The organism is Nocardia sp. N2S4-5 (genome assembly GCF_044628355.1).
Lineage (GTDB): Bacteria > Actinomycetota > Actinomycetes > Mycobacteriales > Mycobacteriaceae > Nocardia > Nocardia wallacei_B.
In genome coordinates, this window is sequence record NZ_JBIUPM010000001.1 from 4,555,572 (window position 1) to 4,576,806 (window position 21,235).

A 21,235-nucleotide genomic window follows, 5' to 3' on the forward strand; every position below is an offset into this window, starting at 1 on the left:
ACCACGGAGAGTGAGCCGACAAGTGCGCATTGCCCTGCTGTCCTACCGCAGCAAGACCCACTGTGGCGGGCAGGGGGTCTATGTCCGGCACCTCAGCCGCGGCCTGGCCGAACTCGGGCATCGACTCGAGGTGTTCTCCGGGCAGCCGTATCCGGAGCACCTCGACCCGCGGGTGACCCTGACCGAGGTACCCGGCCTGGACCTGTACCGGGAGCCGGACCCGTTCCGCACCCCGCGGCCCGGCGAGATCCGCGACCGGATCGACCTGCTGGAGCTCGGCACGATGTGGACCGCCGGCTTCCCGGAGCCGCGCACGTTCAGCCTGCGGGCCGCCCGGCTGCTGCGCTCGCGCGCCGCTGATTTCGATGTGGTGCACGACAATCAGTGCCTCGGCACCGGCCTGCTGGACATCGCGGCGCGGCTGCCGCTGGTGGCGACGGTGCATCATCCGATCACCCGGGACCGCGCGCTCGATCTGGCCGCCGCGCCCTGGCGGCGCAAGCCGTTCGTGCGGCGCTGGTACGGGTTCCTCGCCATGCAGCAGCGGGTGGCCCAGCAGATTCCGGACCTCATCACGGTGTCCTCGTCCTCGGCGGCCGATATCGTCGACGACTTCGGGGTGGCGGTGGACCAGCTGAACGTGGTGCCGCTGGGGGTCGACACCGACCTGTTCCGGCCGCGGGATCGCCGCGTTCCCGGTCGCATCGTCGCGGTCGCCAGCGCGGACAAACCCCTCAAGGGCATCGGTCACCTGCTGCAAGCCGTTGCCCGGCTGCGGCTTTCGCACGACATCGAGCTGCGCCTGGTGGCCAAGCTGGAGCCGAACGGGCCGACGGAGAAGCTGATCGCCGAACTCGGCCTGTCCGATATCGTCACGGCCACCGCGGGCCTGTCCGACACCGAACTCGCCGAGCTGCTGGCGTCGGCCGACCTCGCCTGCATCCCGTCCATGTACGAGGGCTTCTCACTGCCCGCCGTGGAGTCGATGGCCAGCGGCACCCCGCTGGTCGCCAGCCGCGCGGGGGCGCTGCCGGAGGTCGTGGGCGACTGCGCCGAACTGGTCGAACCGGGCAATGTCGACGAGCTGACCCACACCGTCGGCCGGTTGCTGGACTCCCGCCGCCGGCTGACCGAACTCGGCGCCGCGGGGCGTCGCCGTGCGGTTACCGTGTACAGCTGGGAAGCTGTTGCCGCACAGACCGTTTCCGTCTACGAGCGAGCCATCGCCCGGCGGAACCACGCACCCGAGGAGGGCACATGCTGACCGTCGACTTCGACCGCCTCGGAATCGGGCCGGGCACCCGCGTCATCGACGTCGGCTGCGGGCAGGGCAGGCACTCGTTCGAGGCGTATCGGCGCGGCGCGGATGTCGTCGCCTTCGACCAGAGCGCGAGCGACCTGGCCGACGTGAAGGTCATGTTCGGCGCGATGGCCGAGGCGCAGGAGGTGCCCGCCTACGCGAAAGCCGAAGCGGTACAGGGTGATGCGCTGGCCCTGCCCTACGACAACGAGGAATTCGACATCGTCATCGCGTCGGAGATTCTCGAGCACGTCCCCGAAGACGACCGGGCCATCGCCGAACTGGTGCGGGTGCTCAAACCCGGTGGGGCGCTGGCGGTCACGGTGCCGCGCTGGCTACCGGAGCGCATCTGCTGGCTGCTGTCGGACGAGTACCACGCCAACGAGGGCGGCCACGTGCGCATCTACCGCGCCGACGAATTGCGCGGCAAGATCGCGGGACAGGGTGTGCGATTCATCCACAGCGCACACGCCCACGCCCTGCACTCGCCCTACTGGTGGCTGAAATGCCTGGTGGGGGTGTCGAAGACGGACAGCCGGGTGGTCGGCGCCTATCACCGGCTGCTGGTGTGGGACATGATGAAACGACCCCGGCTGACTCGCTTCGCGGAGAGCGCGCTGGACCCCGTCATCGGCAAGAGCGTCGCGCTGTACTTCACCAAACCGGCGGTGCGTAGTGCCTGACCTACCGGCGGTGCCCGGCGTCCTCACCGCCGCGCAGTGCCGGCAGACCGGCGAATCCATTGCCGCCGCACAGGAATCCGACGGGGCGCTGCCCTGGTTCACCGGCGGCCACACCGATCCGTGGGACCACGTCGAGAGCGCGATGGCGCTCACCGCGACCGGACTGCTCACCGAGGCGCGCGCGGCGTACGAGTGGTCGGCGCGCACCCAGCGCCCGGACGGCTCCTGGCCGTCGCAGTTCCGCGCGGGAGCGATCGAGAACGCGGACGCCGACACCAACTTCTGCGCCTACCTCGCGACCGGGATATGGCACTACTTCCGCTACACCGGGGATCGCGATTTCGCCGCGGCACTGTGGCCGAGCGTGCGGGCCGCCGTCGACTACGTGGTCACCATGCAGCAGGGGCGCAACGGCGAGATCTATTGGCTGCGCGGCGTTTCCGGGGTCGCTGCGGAGGCGCTGCTGACAGGGTGCGCGAGCATGTTCCACAGCATCCGGTGCGCCCTGGCGCTGGCCGAATTGCTCGGTGACCCACAGCCGGACTGGGAGATCTCGGCCCTGCGACTCGGCCACGCCATCCGCCACCACCCGGAGTCCTTCACCGAGAAGGACCGCTACTCGATGGACTGGTACTACCCGGTGCTGTGCGGCGCCTACGACGGTGCGGCCGCCGCGGAGCGAATCGCTTCGCGCTGGGGCGATTTCGTCGTCGGCGACCTGGGCATCCGATGCGTCGCGGACCGGCCGTGGGTGACCGGTGCGGAGACCTGCGAACTGGCGCTGGCCCTGGACACCCTCGGCGACCACACCCGCGCCCACCGCCTCCTGGCCGCCATGCAGCACCTGCGCGAGGCCGACGGATCATATTGGACCGGACTGGTATTCGCCGACGGCAAACGCTGGCCGGAGGAACGCACCACCTGGACCGGCGGAGCCATGATCCTGGCCGCCGACGCCCTCTCCCGCACCACACCGGCCAACGGCATCTTCCGCGAGCCCGCCGCCCCGATCGACCTCGCCACCGGCTGCGCCTGCGATTGCGTGGGCTCCCGCCCGTAACGGGCCTTACCCTTGCCCGCCGCAGCCCGCGGAACGCTCGAGGATGCGCAGCGAGCCCGTGACCGAGACCTCGCGGAACTTCCCGCTCTCCAACGCTTTCCGATAGATGTGGTAGGGCGCTTGCCCGCCGTCGCGGGGGTCGGGGAAGACGTCGTGGATGGCGAGTGCGCCGCCCGCGGCGACCCAGTGCGCCCAGTTGTCGTAGTCCCGCTGGGCCGCCTCTTCGGTGTGTCCGCCATCGATGAACAGCAGCCGGATCGGGCTGCGCCACATGCACGCCACGGTGGCCGAGGGGCCGACGATCCCGATCACGGTGTCGGTCAGCCCGGCCCGCACGATGGCACGCCGGAACGCCGCGACCGTGTCGAACCGGCCCGTCTCCGGGTCCACCAGCGAGCTGTCGTGATACTCCCAGCCCGGCTGGTGCTCCTCCGAACCCTGGTGATGGTCGAGGGTGTACACGGTCGCGCCGGTGTCGCGGGCGGCCGCGCCGAGGTAGATCGACGACTTACCGCAATAGGTGCCGATTTCCAGAACGAGGCCGTCACCGGCGTAGCGCAGGACCGCCTCGTAGAGTGCCCGGCCCTCCTCGCTGGGCATGAAACCGGTAGTTTGCTCGGCGAGTTCGAATAATTCGCCGGTGGCGCCGGAAACCGCCGAATCGGCACGGGTCATGGGAGACGGACCTTTCTGTTGCCCGCAAGGGGTGTCCAGTGTAGCATCCAGACACGTGTCTGATTCTATGCCCGTGAGCCTGGAGGCGACTCGCCGCCGCCTCACCGAGAAGCAGGCCGACACCGTCGACCGGCTGACCCGGGCCGCCCTGGAGGTGCTGTCCCGCGAGGGTTTCGCGGGTCTCACAGTGCGCATGGTCGCCGCCTCCGCCGGAGTCGGCACCGCCACCGCCTACACCTATTTCTCCTCCAAGGAACACCTCGTCGCCGAGGTCTTCTGGCGCCGCCTGGCAGCGACCCCGGCGCCCGCCGACGACGACACCGCCGACAGCATCGCCCGCACGGTCGCCGTGCTGCGCCAGATCGCGATGCTGGTCGCCGACGAGCCGGCCCTCGCCGGCGCGGTGACCAGTGCGCTGCTGGGCACCGATCCCGATGTCGCGCACCTGCGCGTGCGCATCGGCAGCGAGATCCGCCGGCGCCTGGTCGACGCCCTCGGCGAGGACGCCGACCCGGATATCGTCGAGTCGCTCGAACTGCTCTACGCCGGCGCGCTCGTGCGCGCCGGGATGGGTTACGCCTCGTACGCGGAGATCGCCGACCGGCTGGAGCAGGCCGCGGTGCGCGTACTGCGCGACTGACCCACTCGCGACCGAGCGGCTACAGCACCGACTCGACGGCGGCGACCACCGCCGGGTCCTGCGGTTCGGTCCGCGGCCGGAACCGGGCCACCACCTTGCCGTCCCGATCCACGAGAAACTTCTCGAAATTCCACTGGATATCGCCGCCCTCGCCCTCCGCGTCGGCGGTCTGCACCAGCTCTCGATACAGCGGATGCCGCTCGTCGCCGTTCACGTCGGTCTTCTCCAGCAGCGGAAAGTCGACACCGTAGGTGGTCGAGCAGAACTCCTCGATCTCCTCCGCGGTGCCGGGCTCCTGCCCCATGAACTGGTTGCACGGCACCCCGACCACGCTGAAACCGCGCGGGCCGTAGGTCTTCTGCAGTTCCACCAGGCCGGTGTACTGCGGCGTCAGACCGCATTTGGACGCGACGTTCACGACCAGCAGCGCCTTGTCGCCGGCCAGTTCGCCGAGGGTGGTGGATTCGTCGGAAAGAGTGCGTACGGCAATGTCACGAATAGTCACAAGGGCGATGATAGGTCGAAGTCGATCACCGACCCCGGGAAATGAAACCGGTTCTACAGCGCTCGAACCGGCGCCGCGACGGTACCGGCAGCGCCTCGCGAGCGGCCCCGATGATCTATCGCCACCACCCGACTCGCACGATCGAGGACCGTCGACGGGGAGCCGCATCCGGATCCGGCGCTTCACCATTATTAGAACTTGTTCTACAGTGATCTCGGGCACGCTCTCCGGCACCGAGCGCGGCCGCGACCTGCCGACTACTTCGAGGATGAGGTAAGCACTATGACCGACTCTCCGCGCACCGGGGATACCAGCGAAGCCGATTACGTCGTCGTGGGCGCCGGTAGCGCCGGTGCCATCGTCGCGGGCCGCCTGGCCGAGCACGGCGCCAGCGTGATCCTGCTGGAGGCCGGGCGCAAGGACAACACCCGGCTGGTCCGCGTGCCCGGCATGATCACGACGGTGCACACCGTGCCGCAGCTCAAGCATCAGGTCACCTGGAGTCAGTACTCGGTGCCGCAGAAGCACGCCAACGAGCGCCAGATCCCGATGACCCGCGGCAAGGTGCTGGGCGGATCCAGCTCCGTCAACGGCATGCTGTTCGTGCGCGGCAACAAGGCCAACTTCGACTCCTGGGCGGCGGAGGGCTGCGAGGGCTGGAGCTACGCCGACGTGCTGCCCGCCTACAAGCGCCTGGAGAACTGGGAGGACGGCGCCAGCGAACTGCGCGGCACCGGCGGCCCGATCCAGGTCACCCGGCAGAAGGAACTGACCCCGATCGCGCAGGGCTTCATCTCCGCCGCGACCGAGACGCTGGGCGTCCCGCAGATCGCCGACTACAACGGCGAATCGCAGGAGGGCATCAGCATCTTCCAGCAGAGCGTGCGCAACGGCATCCGCTACAGCTCCTCACGCGGCTTCATCACCGAGCGCCCGAACAAGAACCTGCGCGTGGTCACCGGTGCGCACGTGGCGCGCGTGGTGATCGAGAAGGGGCGCGCCACCGGCGTCGAGGTGATCGAGAAGCGTGGCCGGCGCCGCATCATCCGCGCGGCCAAGGAGGTCGTGGTCTCCGGCGGCGTGATGGGTTCGGCGCACACGCTGCTGCTGTCGGGCATCGGCCCGGCCGGGCACCTGCGCGACCTCGGCATCGACGTGCACGCCGACCTGCCGGTCGGCCAGAACCTGCACGACCACCTGTTCGTCCCGATGACCTACATCTCCAAGAAGGCGCTGCACCGCGGCATTCCGTCGCACTTCGCGGCCGGCATGCTGCGCGAGGCGCTGCGTCCGGGCAGTTCGTGGTTCGGGCGGACGGTGTTCGAATGCGTCGGGTTCGTGAAAACCTCGTTCGCCAAGGACATTCCGGACATGCAGATCCACACTCTGCCGTGGAGCTACCCGGTGCCCAACCAGGACGAGGACAAGCTGCACATGGTCGACCGCCGCTCGGCGCTCACCATCTTCCCGACCCTGATCTACCCCAAGAGCCGGGGTGAGCTGCGGCTGGCGTCGACCGATCCGTTGCAGCAGCCGCTGATCGACCCGGGTTACCTGTCCGATCCGGCCGACACCGAGTTCCTGATCGAGGCCATGGGCATGATCCGGGAGATCATGTCGTCCAAGACCATCGCGGGCGACGTCACCGAGGAGCACTCGCCGGGCCCGGAGTTCACCGACGAGACGGCGCTGCGGCGCGAACTGCCCAACCGCATCCATTCCGTCTACCACCCGGTCGGCACCTGCCGCATGGGTGTCGACGAGCGTGCGGTGGTCGATCCGCAGCTGCGGGTGCGCGGTATCGAGGGCCTGCGGGTCGCCGACGCCTCGATCATGCCGAGCATCACCGGCGGCAACACCAACGCTCCCTCCTACATGATCGGCGAGAAGTGCGCCGAATTCATCACCGCGGGAGCGTAATTCGCTGAAAAGGGGACGGGACACACGCCCCGTCCCGCTCGCGCCGGACACACTCGGCGACAGGCGCTTACGCGAGCACTCCTCGCATCGGTGCGAAACTTGCCGTCGTGAGCGCGTTCGCCGCCCTCGCCCGGTTCGGCACGGCGTTGTCGGCGAACCTCCAGCGCGCCTGGTGGCGCCCGGCAGCGAGGTGGTGGCGTGAGCATGCGCGTGGCGAGCGTGCGGAACCTGAAGCCGGGCTGGTTCGCGGCGGTCATGGCGACGGGGATCGTGTCGCGGGCCGTGACCGGCGCCGGGTGGGCGTGGGGCGGCGATGTCCTGTTGATCATCGGGCTGGCGGCCTTCGTCGCGCTGACCGCCGCGACACTGTTGCGGCTGGCCCTGTTCCGCGCCGCCGCCCTCGCCGATGCCCGCGACCCGGCCGTCGGCTTCACCTATCTGACCTTCGTCGCGGGCGCCGCGGTACTGGCCGCGGGGCTCGCGAAGCACGATCGGACCGGACCGGCGCTGCTGCTGCTCGCGATCGCGGCCGCGGCCTGGCTGCTGCTGTGTTACGCGATACCGGCGGCGCTGATGGTGCACCACGCGCCGCAGGACGCGGTCACCGGCGCCGACGGCACCTGGTTTCTCTGGGTGGTCGGTACCCAGTCGCTGGCCGTGGCCGCCACCGCGCTGCCGCGGCCGTGGGGACAGCGACTCGCGGTTCCGGCGCTCCTGTGCTGGTCGGTGGGTGTCGTGCTGTACCTCGCGGTGGCCGCGCTGGTGCTCGGCACCCTGTTCGGCGGATCGCTGACGGCCGCGAAACTCGTTCCGGCGTATTGGGTTTTCATGGGCGCGACCGCGATCAGCGTGCTGGCCGGAGCGCAGGTGCTGGAGCACGGCGCCGACCAGCTCGTCGCGGCCGTGCGACCGTTCCTGGCCGGTGCCGCGCTCGGACTGTGGGCCTTCGGCAGCTGGCTGATCCCGCTGCTGCTGGCCGCCGGGGTGTGGCGGCATCTCGTGCGGCACTTCGCGCTCGCGTACGAGCCGGGCCTGTGGAGCATCGTCTTCCCGGTCGGCATGTACGGCGTCGGGACAGCGGAGTTGGGTCGCGTGCTCGGCGAGCACTGGATGGTCACCTTCGGCCACGCCGAGGCGTGGATCGCGCTGGGGGCCTGGACGGCGACGGCCGCCGCGCTGCTCGGCAGCGTATTCCGGCGGGAATGAACCGGCCCCATTGCGCGTTCCCCACGGTGCCGCTACCGTAGGCACTGTCGTAATTCTGTGGACGTAGGTCGACGCAGCAGTCCCTCCCACAAGATTTCTTCACCCGCTCCGATCCGATTCCTCGGTGCAGTGCCACCTCGATCGGGCTCGACCGGGATTCTCCACCCGCGGCTCACACTCCGCATCCACGGCGTTCGCCGCAGCACGACTTCCTATCTCACTCAGGAGAGAAACCATGAAACACAACACTATTCATTCGAAAGGCGAGGCCGACGCGGTAACCACCGGGACACCGGTGACCGGCATCCTGGACCTCACCGACAACCACGCGGCCCTGCGCGTCGACGGCTACCTGGCCGGTCCGGACGACGCCCACGTGCCGCCGCGTCTCCTCCGCGAATTCGGTTTGCGCCGCGGCGACACCGTCACCGGCACGGTCGGAGCCAAGCGGGAGGGCGCCAAATTCGCGCCCCTGATCCGCATCGACACCGTGAACGGCCTGCCGCCCGCGCAGGCGAAGTCCCGCCCGCACTTCTCGGAATTGGTCCCCATCTATCCACAGGACCGGTTGCGGCTGGAGACCGAGCCGCACGAAATCACCACGCGCGTCACCGATCTGGCGATGCCGATCGGCAAAGGCCAACGCGCCCTTGTCGTCGCGCCGCCGAAGGCGGGCAAAACCTCTGTGCTGCAATCGATCGCACACGGCATCGCGAAGAACCACCCCGAATGCCAGCTGCTGATGGTCTTGGTCGGCGAACGCCCGGAGGAGGTCACCGACCTCACCCGCGCGGTGCCCGCCGACATCGCCGCGGCCACCTTCGACCAGCCGCCGCGCGAACACGTCGCGGTGGCCGAACTGGCCATCGAGCACGCCAAGCGCCTGGTCGAGATGGGCCGGGACGTGGTGGTGCTGCTGGATTCGCTGACCCGCCTGGCCCGCGCCTACAACCTGGCCTCGCCCGCCTCCGGCCGGGTGCTCTCCGGCGGTGTGGACGCCGCCGCGCTCGCGCCGCCGAAGAAGTTCCTCGGCGCCGCCCGCAACATCGAGCACGGCGGTTCGCTCACCATCGTCGCCACCGCGCTCGTCGAGACCGGTTCGGTCGCCGACACGGTGATCTTCGAGGAGTACAAGGGCACCGGCAACGCCGAGCTGAAGCTCGACCGGCGCACCGCCGAGCGCCGCCTGCACCCCGCGGTCGACATCGCACAGTCCAGCACCCGCAAGGACGAGCTGCTGATGGCGCCGGACGAGCTGGCCGCCGTCCACGCGCTGCGCCGGACGCTGGCCGGACGCGAGCCCCAGCAGGCCCTCGAACTGCTGCTCACCGGCCTGCGCCAGATCGACACGAACGCCGAGTTCCTCGCCGGTGTGCGCGCCGCCGGTCACTGACACCGGCGCCCATCGGCAACACGACGTTGCGCGGTATTAGCCGGGTTCCTACGCGGGGGTAACCTGGTTCGCGGTGGTGGGCATCGAGCAGGTCGTGCCGGCCTTGCTCGACCCGGGAGGACACGGTGACGTCGCGAGAAGAGTTCCTGCGCCGCGTGCGCGACGGCCTGATGGCACTACCCGACGACGAGCGCACCGTGACGGTGTCGCACCGGTACCCGCGGCAGACACCGGCGGTCTCGACCGAGGATCGCGCCACCCTCGTGGAATCCTTCGCGAGTCGACTGAAATCCCTGGGCGCCGAGGTGGACCGGATCTCCGAGCCGGAGATCGCCGACCGCGTCAACCTGGTGTTGCGCGTGCACGGCGCTACCGCGGTGACAGCGCCCGACGGCCTGCCCGGGGAATGGCTCGAATACTGGTCCGAGACCGACGGCCACCACGTGGTTCCCGACCATCCACACTCCTCCACAGCCGACCCGGTGGACGCGATCGTGACCACCTGCACCGGCGCGGTCGCCGATTCCGGCACCCTCGTGCTCGACGGCAGGCCCGGCCAGCTCCGGCGCACGCCCAGCCGGGTGCCCGGCTGCCACGTGTGCGTGGTGCGGGCCGACCAGATCGTGGCGTCGCTGCCCGAAGTGCTCGATCGACTGGATCCGCGCCGTCCGATCACCTTCTTCGGCGGCCCGTCGGCCGCGGCGGCCACACCTGACGCCTCGGATCCGCGGCAGTTGATCGTCTTCATCGTCGAGTAGCACCGCAAGCACTCTTTAAGACCCCGCCAAGCCGGGCGCGGCATCGTCTGTGTCACCACCGGATCACTCCGGTGAACCCCCTCGCCGAGGGGGTTGGAGCACCGGACGCGGCCCGTCTTCGAGGGGTGGCGGGTCACGTCCGAGCCACACCCACGCGCTCCTGCCGACTTCAGGGAGGGGGCGGCAGGATCGCGTGGGCGGGGGGATGTGAAAGGCTTTCCGGCACTGGGTATCCGGTCGCTTCCGGTGCCGGGCCGCCCGCTATACGGTTTCGGCGTGGAACTCAACGACGACCTGCTCGTGCTCGTCGGCACCCTCGTCGCGGCCGTGGGTTTGGTCATCGCGTGGAACAGAGCGGTGCGCCGCGAGGCGGCGACCCGGGCGGCGCTCGTCGGCTTCGTCGAAAACCTCCGGGCACGACTGGGCGGTACCGAAACCACCGCGGCGGACCGGCTCGCCCCGGCCGATCTCGACGCGGCGCTGGCGGCGGCGCTCGCGGACCTCGAACCTCCGGCGGCCGCGTCGACGGCCCGGGATCTCGCGGTCGTGCTGGCCGGTCTCGCGCTGATGGCGTACGGCTCGCTGGCCGACATCCTCATGTGATCCGGGGCCGTTGCGGCGTTGTGATCTTGGTCGGCGGCGCGGCGCGCGAACTCGAGGAATGATGGGTGGTACGCGAAAGGTTGGGAGCGACGATGGAAACCGCAGTCGTCTTCGTACTGGCCTGCCTGCTCTATTGGTGGGGACTGCTGTAGGCAGAGCGGCCGCCGGGCACGACGAACTCCGCCCCGCCGATCTCGGCCGGGGCGGAGTTCATACAGCGTTCAGCGCGTATCGGCCGGTTGCTCGCTACCGATCGTCTCCCCTTCGCCCGCAACGTTTTTCACGTTCCGCATGAGGAAGACCGCCACCACCGAGGCCGCCAGCGCACTGAGCGCGCCCGCCGTGAAGGTGGCCGACATGGCCGAGCTGAATGCATGCCGGGCCAGGCCGATCAAGCCCTCGTCACCCGTGCCGAGCGCACCGGCGATCGACTCGCGGATACCCTCCGGCGCCCACGTCGGCATCTCGTCGGTGTAGGTGCCCGCGAGGATCGCGCCGAGCACCGCCACCCCCATCGACGCACCGGCCTGCTGGATGGTGTCGTTCAGCGCCGAACCGACACCGGCGTGTTCGGCCGGGACCACGCTCATCAGCGCGCCGATGGCCGCGGGCATCGCCAGTCCGGCGCCCGCACCGAGCAGCGCCGTGGCCAGCGCCACCGGCCAGAAGCCGCTGTCCGCGTCGAGCAGGGCCAGTCCGCCGAAACCGGCCGCGACCACCAGCAGTCCGATGACGGTGACCACCTTGGCGCCGAACCTGCTCACCAGCGTCGCGCCGAGTCCGTTGCAGGCCAGGATCGCGACCGCCATCGGCGTGAACGCCAGCGCCGTGCGCATCGGCGTGTAGCCGAGCACGAATTGCAGGAACTGGGTCAGCACCAGCACCAGGCCGCCGTTGGCGAAGGTCACCAGCACCAGCGAGAAGCTGGACCCCGTGAACGTCCGATTGCGGAACAGATCGAGCGGCACCATCGGCGACTCGGTGGTGACCTCGCGGAGCACGAACCCGGCCAGTGCGGCCGCGGCGACGCCGAAGGCGGTCAGCACACCGGTATCGGTCCAGCCGTCCTGCGGCACCGCGATGATCGCCCACACCAGCGCGGTCATTCCGACGATCGACAACACCATGCCCGGGACGTCCGGCTTGCGCCACGGCCCCTTCGACTCCGGCATCAGCGCCAGCGCGGCGACGATCGCCACCACCGCGATCGGCACGTTCATCACGAACACCGCGCCCCACCAGAAGTGGTCGAGCAGCGCGCCGCCGACCACCGGGCCGCCGACCATACCCAGCGTGGCCACCGCACTCCACGCGGCGATCGCCTTGGGCCGTTCCTGATCGTCGAAGACGGTGATCAGGATCGACAGCGTGCTCGGCATGATCAGCACGCCGCCGACACCCATCACGACCCGGCCCGCGATCAGCAGTTCGGGGGTATTCGCGTAGGCCGCGAGCAATGACGCGCCGCCGAACAGCACCAGGCCGAGCACCATCACCAGCCGCCGGCCGAACCGGTCGGACAGGCTGCCCGAGGTGAGCAGCAGTCCGGCGAACACCAGCAGGTAGGCGTCGATGATCCACTGGATCTGCTGGGCACTGGCGTGCAGATCGGTCGCGATGTCCGGGATCGCCACGGTCAGCACCATGTTGTCGATCACCAGGACCAGCGAACTCAGGCACAGCACCACCAGGATCAGCCAGCGGCGGGGGTTTCTGCCGACCGACTCCCGGGCGGTCGTTTCGAGCGTTTCCATCGTGAGCCCTTTCGAGATTCCGCACGGCGTGCGTCCTGTCGAACACTGTACGGTCACCGCACAGTGTTCGCAATAGGTACGTCGTTCGCTACTCCGAACACCGTTCGCCCGGCGCGTTATGCTGGGCGCGACGACTGTGAAGGAGCGGAGATGGCCACCGAGACACGGCAAGGCACGGCACCGGAGGGAATTCCGTCGGTGTGGACACGCCCGCAGCGGGCGCGGCGGGAGACCCCGGCGCTCAGCCGGGACCAGATCGTCGCGGAGGCGATCGCCCTACTCGACGCCGAGGGCTACGAGGCGCTGAGCATGCGCAAGCTCGGCGCGCGGCTGAACGCGGGCGCGACCTCGCTGTACACCCACGTGGCGAACAAGGAGGAGCTGCTCGAACTGGTCGTCGACGAGATCTTCGGCGAGGTGCACTCGCTCGAAACCGCCGACCCAGCCCAATGGCGCTCGGCCGTACTGGATTTCGGCCGGGACGTGCGCGCGGTCATGCTGCGGCACCCGTGGGTCGGCGTGGTGCTGAGCAGCGCGGGGCTGGCCTTCCTCGGACCCCACCTGATGCGCCTGACCGAACAGGCGCTGGCACTGCTGGAATCGGCGGGCTTCGACGACGACACCGCCGACCGCGTCACCAACACGGTCTTCACCTACATCATCGGCGCCACCTCGACCGAGGCGGCGGCGCTGGCCACGATCGCGCGCAGCGGCCTCGACGAACAGCAGTGGACCGAGCGCCTGATGGCGGCGTACGAGGCCGCGTCCCAACCCTTTCCACGCAACCACCGGCGCTACGTCGAACAGCGCGGCGTGAACGCGGCGGGCTATCGAGACGCCACGTTCGACGACGAACTGAACCTCATCATGGACGGGGCCGAACTGCGCCGCCGCCGGGCTCGATAGTCAGCGCCCGGTCGCCAGGGCGGCGCCGCCGTTGGCGTCCAGGACCACACCGGTGATGAAACCGTTGGTCGCCAGCGCGTGGATGGCCCGGGCGATGTCTTCGGGACGTCCGACGCGGCCGACCGGGGTGGCGGCGGAGATGCCGTCGAACAGGGTGCGGCGCTGATCCTCCGGAACCCGGTCCCACCACGGCGTATCGATGACGCCGGGCGACACCGCATTCACCCGCAGCGGCGCCAGCTCCACCGCCAGCGGCGGCACCATGGCATCCAGTGCGCCGTTGACGGCTGCCAGGCCGGACGTGCCCGGGAAGGCGGCGCGAGACGAGCCCGCGGTGACCAGGGTGACCGAACCCGCCGAATTCAACTGCGGCAGCGCTGCTTTGAGAATCCGGACCTGAGGCCAGAACTTGCCGTCGAACGCTGCGGCCAGCTCATCGAGACCCAGTTCGGCGAACGGGCCGCTGCCCGCGGCGCCGCTCACCGAGATCACCAGGTGGTCGATGGTTCCCGACTGCGCGAAGAACGCGTCGATCGCACTCTGATCGGTGGCGTCCACGCGGAACCCGGTGGCGCGGCCGCCGATTCGGGCCACGGCCGCATCCAGTTTGCCCTGGTCGCGGCCGGTCACGACGACCTCCGCGCCACTCGCGGCGAACAGCGCCGCGGTGGCCTCGCCGATCCCGGAGCTGCCGCCCATGACGACGACGCGCGGTGGCGGAGGTGTTCGGTGCGGTCATGATTGTTGCTTCCTTCTGCGAGGGTCTCGCGCCTTGTTGACGAGACCGATAGTCTCGATAACTAGGGTAGCGCGTACGGTATTCCCACGCCGCTCGAAGCCGAAGAGGGGGTGAGCCGATGGGAGCGCGATCGAATGCCGCGGACGGAGGCGCGAGCCGGGTGAATTCGCCACGGCAGCAACCGAATACGGTGCGCCCACACACGGGGCGGCGCCGCAACGAAGCGGTGCATCAGGCGATTCTCGCCGCGGCGATGCGCCTGCTCGCCGAGTCGGACGGCTCGCCGATCACCATCGACTCCATCGCCCGCGCGGCCGGGGTCGGCAAGCAGACCATCTACCGCTGGTGGCCCTCCAAGGGCGCGGTACTACTGGACGGCCTGCTGGCGACCGCCGATCAGGTCGTGCCGCAGCCGGACACCGGCTCGGTGCGCGGCGACCTGCTGGCGGTCATCGAATCCACTTTCGCGGGAGCACAGGGCCCTCCTGCCGCCCCCGCGCTGCGCACTCTGGTCCGGGAGGCGGCCCGCGACCCACACCTGGCGGAGCTGGTGCGCGACTTCACCGCGGCGCGGCGAAAAGCCGTGCGGGAGATTCTCGTTCGCGGCGTCGAACACGGCGAACTACCCGTCCGCACCGACCCGGACCTGCTCGTGGACCAGTTCTACGGCCTGTTCTGGTACCGCTTCCTGCTCGGCCACGCACCCCTGGACCGGTCGGCCGCCGAGCAATTGACGGACGCGCTCCTGCGGTCGGCATAGGAAAGATCAGCGCTTGCCGTCGAGCCCGGCGCGCACGCCCTCCTCGATACGCTTGCCGATCTCGCTGTCGACGTTCTTCCAATACTCGAAGACCCGGCTCAGCACCGGCTCCCGCACGCCGCCGAGCACGTGACCGACGACGTTGCCCACCAAGCGATCCCGCTGTGCGTCGTCGAACACTTCGCGGACCAGGGTGCCCGGCTGGGTGAAGTCACCGTCCTCCGCGTGCTGGATGTAACCGGCGCGCACCTGCTCCGGCTCGAAGGTCCAGGCGGCCTCCTCCGGCGCGCGGGCCGCGTCGGCGTGCGGGCCGCCGTAGGAGTTCGGCGCGTACACCGGCGCCTCCGGCGCGTTGAAGTCGTACCGCATCGCGCCCTCCTTGGAGTAGGAGTTCACCTCGGCGGCGCGGGCCCGGTTGGGCGGGAGCTGGGCGTAGTTGGTGCCGATGCGGTACCGGTGCGCGTCGGCGTAGGCGAACACCCGGCCCAGCAGCATCTTGTCCGGCGAGTAGCCGATGCCCGGCACGATCGCCGACGGCTCGAACGCGGCCTGCTCGATCTCCACGAAGTAGTTGCGCGGGTTGCGGTTGAGCGTCCAGCGGCCCACCTCGATCAGCGGGTAATCCTTCTTCGACCACACCTTGGTCAGATCGAACGGGTTGAAGCGGTAGCCCTCCGCCTCATCGACCGGCATGACCTGCACGTACAGCGTCCAGCTCGGGTGGTCGCCGCGCTCGATCGCCTCCCACAGGTCCTGGCGGTGATAGTCGGGATCGGTGCCGGCCAGCCGATCGGCCTCGGCCTGGGTCAGGAATTGCTGCCCTTGGTCGGTGCGGAAGTGGTACTTCACCCAGAAGCGCTCACCGGCGGCGTTGATCCACTGGTAGGTGTGCGAGCCGTACCCGTTCATGTGGCGGTAGGTCTTCGGGATGCCGCGGTCGCCCATCAGCCAGGTGACCTGGTGGGCGCTCTCCGGGCGCAGCGTCCAGAAGTCCCACTGCATGTGGTGATCGCGAAGACCGCTGTCCGGCAACCGCTTCTGCGAACGGATGAAGTCGGGGAACTTGATCGGATCCTTGATGAAGAAGACCGGCGTGTTGTTGCCGACGAGGTCGTAGTTGCCGTCCTCGGTGTAGAACTTCACCGCGAAACCCCGTGGGTCGCGCCAGGTGTCGGGGCTGCCCTGCTCGCCGGCCACCGTGGAGAACCGGGCCAGCGACTCGGTGCGCGCGCCGGGCTGGAACAGCTTGGCCTTCGTGAACCGGCTGACGTCGTTGGTCACGACCAACTCGCCGAAGGCCCCCGCACCCTTGGCGTGCACGATCCGCTCCGGCACCCGCTCGCGGTTGAACTGGGCGAGCTTCTCGATCAGGTAGTGGTCGTGCAGCAGGATCGGGCCTTGCGCGCCCGCGGTCAGCGACTCGTTGTCGCTGGGTACCGGGGTGCCGGTATTGGTGGTGGTCGGCTTGGTCATTCGACGCCTCCTTGGCTGACGAGCGAACACCGGGACAGCTGCCCGGGTACGGGATGGGTGGCGCGTTTATCGGGCGTGTACGGACCCGGCCCGGCAGTCCGGGCATCGGCCCCAGTACACGACCTCGGCCTCGTCGACGGTGAAACCGTGCGCGTCGGACGGGTCGAGGCAGGGGGCAGTGCCCACGGCACAGTCCACGTCCACGACCGTGCCGCACTGCCTGCACACCAGGTGATGGTGGTTGTCGCCGATGCGGGCCTCGTACAGCGCCGCGGACCCGGCCGGTTCGATGCGCCGCAGCAGGCCCGAGTTCACGCAGGCGCGCAACACGTCGTAGACGGCCTGCGTGGACACCGACCCGATCCGTTCGCGGACCGCGGCGGCGACTCGCTCGGCATCCGAATGCGGTTGCGCCGCAACCACGTCCAGCACCGCGACCCGCGGGGCGGTAACCCGCAGGCCGACCGCGCGCAACCGTTCGCGCGGATCGAAGTCACCGGTGTGCATGAGTCCAGTCTCCCTCTTTTCTGGAATAAGTCAAGAAAAGGAGCGGACGGGCCGATCACGGACGCCGAGAATTCACCGTGCGGCGCGCACTGCCGCGATAGCCTGAGGGCATGGGGCGCATCCTCGGGTGGGTGACGGGTGTGGCGGTGCTCGCACTGGCGGCCGGTGGCATATCCGCGGCGTCCGTCCGGGCAGCGCCGGTGGACGACGTCCGCTGCGCGGTGACCTCCGGACGAGACTTCGAACGCACCACGCCGGAGCGCGCCGGGCTGGACGCCGCCCGGCTGACCGCCGCGCTGGACTTCGCGGCCCAGCGAAATCGGTTGAACGTCAAAGTATTCCGGCACAATTGCCTGATCGGCACCGGACCGGGCAATGTACAAACCGACAATGTCGCCTGGAACGTGTGGAGCGTCACCAAGAGCGTCGTCTCTCTGGTCGCCGGAATCGCCTGGGATCAAGGGAAACTCGACATCTCGGCACCGATAGGCCGCTACCTCCCACCCGGTTTGGGCGACACCGCGCATCGATCGATCACCGTCGAGAACCTCCTCACCGAGACCTCCGGACTGCACATCGGCCTGATCAACGAGGGCGTCACCGGTGTCGTGCCGGTCGATCCCAACAGCGCGGTGCAGGCGCTGGGCGTGCCGCTGGACCATCCGCCGGGCACCGAATTCGCCTACAGCCAGCGCAATGTCGATCTGCTCAGCTATGTCGTCGAGCTGGCGGTGGGTGAGCCGCTGCAGCAGTTCGCCCAGCGCGAGCTGTTCGATCCGCTGGGCATCCAGCGCAGTGACTACTACTGGGCCCGCGACCGTTCCGGGCACACCTACGGCTATGCCCATCTGATGATCCCGCCCGACGATCTGGCCAAGCTGGGGTTGCTGGCGAGCAACGACGGGCGTTGGGGCAGTGCGGAAGTCGTCTCCGCCGACTATCTGCGCCGCGCCCGGCAGCCGTCGGCGGCGAACCCCTGCTACGGGTATCTGTTCTGGGTGGGCGCGGGGTGCGTGGAGATGCCCGGCTTTCTGCCCGCCGACACCTACGAGATGTCCGGGCTCGCCCTGCAGAACGTCTTCGTCATCCCCAGCCTGGATCTGACCGTGGTGTGGACGGGCGTCTTCGGCAACCACAGCAACCTCGGAGTGACCGGCGCGCTGCAGAATTCGGCCGAACTGTCCCACGAGTTCTTCCGCCGGCTGTTCGCCGCATTCGAACAGCCACCGGCGCCGGACCTGGGCCCCTACGTGGAGCCGCCGCCGCGCCTGGACCCGCGCGACTACTTCGATCCGAACATCACGCTGGCGGTGTTCGGCCTCGGGCCGCACGCCTATCCCGACTGTAATGTCCTGTCCTGCTTGAATACTCCGTTGGCCGCGCCGTTCGCCGACGCCCCGCCCGGCTGCCTGCTGCTGGCGTGCCTCGGGCCGGATCCGCGCACCCCCGGAATCCGGTGAGGTCCCCCGGCGACGGCGCGGCCGGTGTCACTCCACGAGTCGCGTGAGCCGCGCGGTGTCCATGTAGTCGCGGAACAGCACGACCTGGCCGTCGCGGACCCGGACCACATTGACCGACGTGCGCACCCGGGCGCGCCCGGCGCCGGGCACGGTCATATCGACCTCGTTCTCCACCAGTAGCAGTTCCGGATCGGTGGTCTCGTACACCTCGGGATGAATCGCGTGCACCTCGATCCCGGACAGCCCCGACCAGCGCTGGGCCAGATGCTCGCGAATAGCCTCCCGCCCCTCCAGCCGGTCCGGCAGGCCGGGGATGGTGAACGGGATCTCGAAGATCGCGTCGGGCGCCAGCAGCGCCACGAAGGCGTCGGCGTCTCTGGCCGGGAGCTGCTGGAACAGTTTCTCGACCAGCGCCCGGGGACTCTGCACCGAAGTCTCTGTCATGACAAACCTCTCTCGATTAAGCGGAACGTATGCCCCGCTTATAATCCGGAACCATCGCCCCGTTTGTCAATGGGTAAGCGGTAGACTCGCGCCGTGCAGGAGAAACCGACCGCGGCGAGCCCCACCGGCGGCACTCGACGGGCGCCGCGGGCCGATGCGCAGCGCAATCGGGAGCGGGTGCTGGCCGCCGCGCAGGCCGCCTTCGCGGCCGAGGGCATCTCGGTCCCGCTGGACGAGATCGCCCGCCGCGCGGGCGTCGGCCCGGGCACCGTGTACCGGCACTTCCCCACCAAGGAGGCGCTGTTCCACGCCGCGATCACCGACAATGTCGAGCGGATGATCGACTACGCCCGCACCTTGACCACCGCCGAGGACGCGGGCGCGGCCTTCTTCGAACTACTCGACCGGATGGTCACCGAGGGCGGCGTGAAACGCGACCTCGCCGAGGCGCTGGGCGGTCACGAAGCCGTCGGAACCACCGTGCCCACAAGGGAATTGGTCACCGAGATCGATGTCCTGCTGCGTCGTGCCCAGGACCGCGGGGCGGTACGCACCGATATCGGCACCGACGACCTGATGCGAATCCTCAAGGGCGCCTTGCTGGCGGCGCACACCACCGACGCCGACGAGAAGCAGCGGTCCCGCGCCTTCGCCGTGGTGTTCGACGGCCTGCGCGCCCGGTAACCCGCGCCGTCGGTCACTCAAGCGCAGCCGACGACCCCGGCCGGTGCGTACGCCCGCAGTTCGGCATTTAGCCGGGCGGCCGCGTGATTGAGCCAGCTCTGGTAGTAGTCGAGAAACGCTGGGCCCAAGGACCATTCGTTGCGACGGTAGCCCAGGTAGACGATCCGGCCCCGCGCCGCCCCGGCCGCGACCACGCCGATGAAGTCGCCGTAGCCCACGTCGCTGATCACCAGGAAGCCCGCGTCCGGCAGCCCTGTCCCCTGCTCACCACCGGGAAATTCACGCGCACAGGCATTTCGGGCGGACCGCACCATCCGCTCCCAGCTGATCCCGCAATACGGCCCCGCACCGACACCGATCCGCGCCAGAAAGGCCCGGAACAGCGGGTCGAGGCCCGCCCCCATGGCGTCCTCGAGTCCGCACAATTTCTCCGCCCGCACCGGCCAGGTGAGATAGGAGTGCAGATTTCCCCCCGACACCACCTCGTTGTCGAAAACCCTGGGCAACAACGCGTCCCGCTCCCGCAACCAGACCAGCCGCCCCCGAACCCAATTCAGCCGACCCCGTAGTTCCTCATCCATCGGTCGATCATGACCACCGAACCCCCTGCGCGCCAACGCCGTTCGAGTTCGGTGGAACACGATAACGCCAGGTCGGCGCCGAAGTTACCTATCTTTCACCAACATTGAACATGCCGGAAACGACCGGAGGCCGCAACGGCGTTCGCTCAGCGCTGGCTCAACAGCACCTCGGCGATTTGGATGGTGTTGAGGGCGGCGCCTTTTCGGAGGTTGTCGCCCGAGATGAACAGGGCCAGGCCGCGGCCGTCGGGGACGCCCTCGTCCCGGCGGATGCGGCCGACCAGGGATTCGTCGATGCCGGCCGCCTGGAGCGGGGTGGGCACGTCGACCAGCTTGACGCCCGGAGCGCCGGCGAGGATGCGCTGCGCCTCCTCTACCGAAAGTGGTTGCGCGAATTCAGCGTTCACCGACAGCGAGTGGCCGGTGAAGACCGGCACGCGCACGCAGGTGCCGCTCACCGCGAGGTCCGGGAGGCCGAGGATCTTGCGGCTCTCGTTGCGCAGCTTCTGATCCTCGTCGGTCTCGCCGGAGCCGTCGTCGACCAGCGAACCGGCCAGCGGCAGGACGTCGAACGCGATGGGAGCGACGTACTTGTTCGGCGCCGGGAATCGCACGGCCGAACCGTCGTGGGTCAGCTTCTCCATCTCCGGGGCGACCGCGCGCACCTGACCGGCCAGCTCCTCCACCCCGGCCAGTCCGCTGCCGGACACCGCCTGGTAGCTGGAGACGATCAGCCGCCGCAGACCGGCCGCGTCGTGCAGCGGCTTGAGCACCGGCATCGCGGCCATGGTGGTGCAGTTCGGGTTGGCGATGATGCCCTTGATCAGGTTGCGGGTCTGCTCCGGGTTCACCTCGCTGACGACCAGCGGGACCTCCGGATCCTTGCGCCAGGCCGACGAGTTGTCGATCACGGTGACACCCGCGGCGGCGAACCGCGGCGCCTGCACCCGCGACATGGTGGCCCCGGCCGAGAACAGCGCGATGTCCAGGCCGCTCGGGTCGGCGGTCTCGGTGTCCTCGACCACGATCTCCCCGCCGCGCCACGGCAGCGTCTTGCCCGCCGACCGTGACGAGGCGAAGAACCGCACCTCGTCGGCGGGAAAGTCGCGCTCCGCCAGCAGTTTCCGCATGACGGCGCCGACCTGGCCGGTCGCGCCGACGACTCCTACGCGTACACCCATACG

21 protein-coding genes and 1 pseudogene are annotated in these 21,235 nt (G+C 69.2%); 13 read left to right on the plus strand and 9 right to left on the minus strand.

All coding sequences use genetic code 11. The features are described 5' to 3' along the window. The first annotated feature begins 22 nt into the window (after positions 1-22). From ACFMRZ_RS20825 to ACFMRZ_RS20835, 3 genes are read left to right on the plus strand one after another with little or no spacing between them, the layout of a single operon-like run. Entirely contained in the window at positions 23-1,264 is a 1,242-nt protein-coding gene (locus ACFMRZ_RS20825) for a glycosyltransferase family 4 protein (protein WP_400180414.1), read from the plus strand. Beyond that, positions 1,258-1,983: a class I SAM-dependent methyltransferase gene (locus tag ACFMRZ_RS20830; protein ID WP_280361846.1), complete on the plus strand. Its 726-nt coding sequence runs from the start codon at positions 1,258-1,260 to the stop codon at positions 1,981-1,983. The genes ACFMRZ_RS20825 and ACFMRZ_RS20830 overlap by 7 nt, the downstream gene beginning before the upstream one ends. After that, positions 1,976-3,043, plus strand: a complete 1,068-nt coding sequence (locus ACFMRZ_RS20835; RefSeq protein ID WP_400180415.1) for a prenyltransferase — start codon at positions 1,976-1,978, stop codon at positions 3,041-3,043. The genes ACFMRZ_RS20830 and ACFMRZ_RS20835 overlap by 8 nt, the downstream gene beginning before the upstream one ends. Before the next feature lie 6 nt (positions 3,044-3,049). Here ACFMRZ_RS20835 and ACFMRZ_RS20840 read toward each other — a convergent pair whose 3' ends face one another. After that, positions 3,050-3,718: a class I SAM-dependent methyltransferase gene (locus ACFMRZ_RS20840; RefSeq protein ID WP_400180416.1), complete on the minus strand. Its 669-nt coding sequence runs from the start codon at positions 3,716-3,718 to the stop codon at positions 3,050-3,052. Positions 3,719-3,791: 73 nt separating this feature from the next. On the opposite strand from ACFMRZ_RS20840, the gene ACFMRZ_RS20845 reads away from it, so the two are divergent. After that, a complete protein-coding gene (locus tag ACFMRZ_RS20845) occupies positions 3,792-4,358 on the plus strand; it encodes a helix-turn-helix domain-containing protein (protein WP_280274855.1) in 567 nt (188 codons plus the stop codon). Between the two features lie 19 nt (positions 4,359-4,377). Here the strand turns inward: ACFMRZ_RS20845 and ACFMRZ_RS20850 are convergent, their stop codons facing one another. Then, positions 4,378-4,863: a glutathione peroxidase gene (locus ACFMRZ_RS20850; RefSeq protein WP_400180417.1), complete on the minus strand. Its 486-nt coding sequence runs from the start codon at positions 4,861-4,863 to the stop codon at positions 4,378-4,380. Between the two features lie 282 nt (positions 4,864-5,145). Here ACFMRZ_RS20850 and ACFMRZ_RS20855 point away from each other — a divergent pair, with 282 nt between their 5' ends. The 5 genes and pseudogenes from ACFMRZ_RS20855 to ACFMRZ_RS20875 all read left to right on the plus strand — a co-directional run bounded on the left by ACFMRZ_RS20855 (position 5,146) and on the right by ACFMRZ_RS20875 (position 10,743). Then, positions 5,146-6,783, plus strand: coding sequence for a GMC family oxidoreductase (locus ACFMRZ_RS20855; RefSeq protein ID WP_280361851.1), 1,638 nt, complete (start codon positions 5,146-5,148; stop codon positions 6,781-6,783). A 204-nt stretch (positions 6,784-6,987) separates the two neighbouring features. Beyond that, positions 6,988-7,989 carry a tellurite resistance/C4-dicarboxylate transporter family protein gene (locus ACFMRZ_RS20860; protein ID WP_400182926.1) on the plus strand — a complete coding sequence of 334 codons (1,002 nt, stop codon included), beginning with the start codon at positions 6,988-6,990 and terminating at the stop codon, positions 7,987-7,989. 223 nt (positions 7,990-8,212) lie between these two features. Continuing rightward, positions 8,213-9,382 (plus strand): annotated as a pseudogene (locus ACFMRZ_RS20865) (transcription termination factor Rho, short form); the annotation flags it as partial. Between the two features lie 125 nt (positions 9,383-9,507). Beyond that, positions 9,508-10,140 (plus strand): lactate utilization protein C, encoded by a 633-nt coding sequence (locus tag ACFMRZ_RS20870; RefSeq protein WP_400180418.1) that lies wholly within the window; start codon positions 9,508-9,510, stop codon positions 10,138-10,140. A 276-nt stretch (positions 10,141-10,416) separates the two neighbouring features. Then, positions 10,417-10,743: a hypothetical protein gene (locus tag ACFMRZ_RS20875; protein ID WP_400180419.1), complete on the plus strand. Its 327-nt coding sequence runs from the start codon at positions 10,417-10,419 to the stop codon at positions 10,741-10,743. Between the two features lie 221 nt (positions 10,744-10,964). Here the strand turns inward: ACFMRZ_RS20875 and ACFMRZ_RS20880 are convergent, their stop codons facing one another. Continuing rightward, positions 10,965-12,497 (minus strand): MFS transporter, encoded by a 1,533-nt coding sequence (locus ACFMRZ_RS20880; protein WP_400180420.1) that lies wholly within the window; start codon positions 12,495-12,497, stop codon positions 10,965-10,967. Between the two features lie 150 nt (positions 12,498-12,647). Here ACFMRZ_RS20880 and ACFMRZ_RS20885 point away from each other — a divergent pair, with 150 nt between their 5' ends. Further along, the gene (locus tag ACFMRZ_RS20885) at positions 12,648-13,403 is read left to right on the plus strand and encodes a TetR/AcrR family transcriptional regulator C-terminal domain-containing protein (protein ID WP_400180421.1); all 756 of its coding nucleotides are present in this window, start codon (positions 12,648-12,650) and stop codon (positions 13,401-13,403) included. On the opposite strand, the gene ACFMRZ_RS20890 is transcribed toward ACFMRZ_RS20885, so the two are convergent. Continuing rightward, complete coding sequence (locus ACFMRZ_RS20890; RefSeq protein ID WP_400180422.1) at positions 13,404-14,102, minus strand: SDR family oxidoreductase; 699 nt, start codon at positions 14,100-14,102, stop codon at positions 13,404-13,406. It abuts the gene before it with no gap. 158 nt (positions 14,103-14,260) lie between these two features. Here ACFMRZ_RS20890 and ACFMRZ_RS20895 point away from each other — a divergent pair, with 158 nt between their 5' ends. Next, a complete protein-coding gene (locus ACFMRZ_RS20895; RefSeq protein WP_400180423.1) occupies positions 14,261-14,902 on the plus strand; it encodes a TetR/AcrR family transcriptional regulator in 642 nt (213 codons plus the stop codon). A gap of 6 nt (positions 14,903-14,908) precedes the next feature. On the opposite strand, the gene ACFMRZ_RS20900 is transcribed toward ACFMRZ_RS20895, so the two are convergent. Both ACFMRZ_RS20900 and ACFMRZ_RS20905 read right to left on the minus strand, forming a co-directional pair. After that, the gene (locus ACFMRZ_RS20900) at positions 14,909-16,375 is read right to left on the minus strand and encodes a catalase (protein ID WP_400180424.1); all 1,467 of its coding nucleotides are present in this window, start codon (positions 16,373-16,375) and stop codon (positions 14,909-14,911) included. Positions 16,376-16,441: 66 nt separating this feature from the next. Next, positions 16,442-16,882 carry a Fur family transcriptional regulator gene (locus ACFMRZ_RS20905; protein ID WP_280274827.1) on the minus strand — a complete coding sequence of 147 codons (441 nt, stop codon included), beginning with the start codon at positions 16,880-16,882 and terminating at the stop codon, positions 16,442-16,444. Between the two features lie 110 nt (positions 16,883-16,992). Here ACFMRZ_RS20905 and ACFMRZ_RS20910 point away from each other — a divergent pair, with 110 nt between their 5' ends. Continuing rightward, positions 16,993-18,342, plus strand: a complete 1,350-nt coding sequence (locus ACFMRZ_RS20910; protein ID WP_400180425.1) for a serine hydrolase domain-containing protein — start codon at positions 16,993-16,995, stop codon at positions 18,340-18,342. Between the two features lie 27 nt (positions 18,343-18,369). On the opposite strand, the gene ACFMRZ_RS20915 is transcribed toward ACFMRZ_RS20910, so the two are convergent. Beyond that, positions 18,370-18,786 (minus strand): nuclear transport factor 2 family protein, encoded by a 417-nt coding sequence (locus ACFMRZ_RS20915; RefSeq protein WP_400180426.1) that lies wholly within the window; start codon positions 18,784-18,786, stop codon positions 18,370-18,372. A 93-nt stretch (positions 18,787-18,879) separates the two neighbouring features. Between ACFMRZ_RS20915 and ACFMRZ_RS20920 the strand changes: the two genes are divergently transcribed. Further along, complete coding sequence (locus tag ACFMRZ_RS20920) at positions 18,880-19,470, plus strand: helix-turn-helix domain-containing protein (RefSeq protein ID WP_280361862.1); 591 nt, start codon at positions 18,880-18,882, stop codon at positions 19,468-19,470. Between the two features lie 17 nt (positions 19,471-19,487). Here ACFMRZ_RS20920 and ACFMRZ_RS20925 read toward each other — a convergent pair whose 3' ends face one another. Together ACFMRZ_RS20925 and ACFMRZ_RS20930 are read right to left on the minus strand one after the other, a co-directional pair. Beyond that, positions 19,488-20,051: an SMI1/KNR4 family protein gene (locus tag ACFMRZ_RS20925; protein ID WP_400180427.1), complete on the minus strand. Its 564-nt coding sequence runs from the start codon at positions 20,049-20,051 to the stop codon at positions 19,488-19,490. A gap of 146 nt (positions 20,052-20,197) precedes the next feature. Beyond that, the gene (locus ACFMRZ_RS20930) at positions 20,198-21,232 is read right to left on the minus strand and encodes an aspartate-semialdehyde dehydrogenase (RefSeq protein WP_280274822.1); all 1,035 of its coding nucleotides are present in this window, start codon (positions 21,230-21,232) and stop codon (positions 20,198-20,200) included. Positions 21,233-21,235 lie beyond the last annotated feature (3 nt).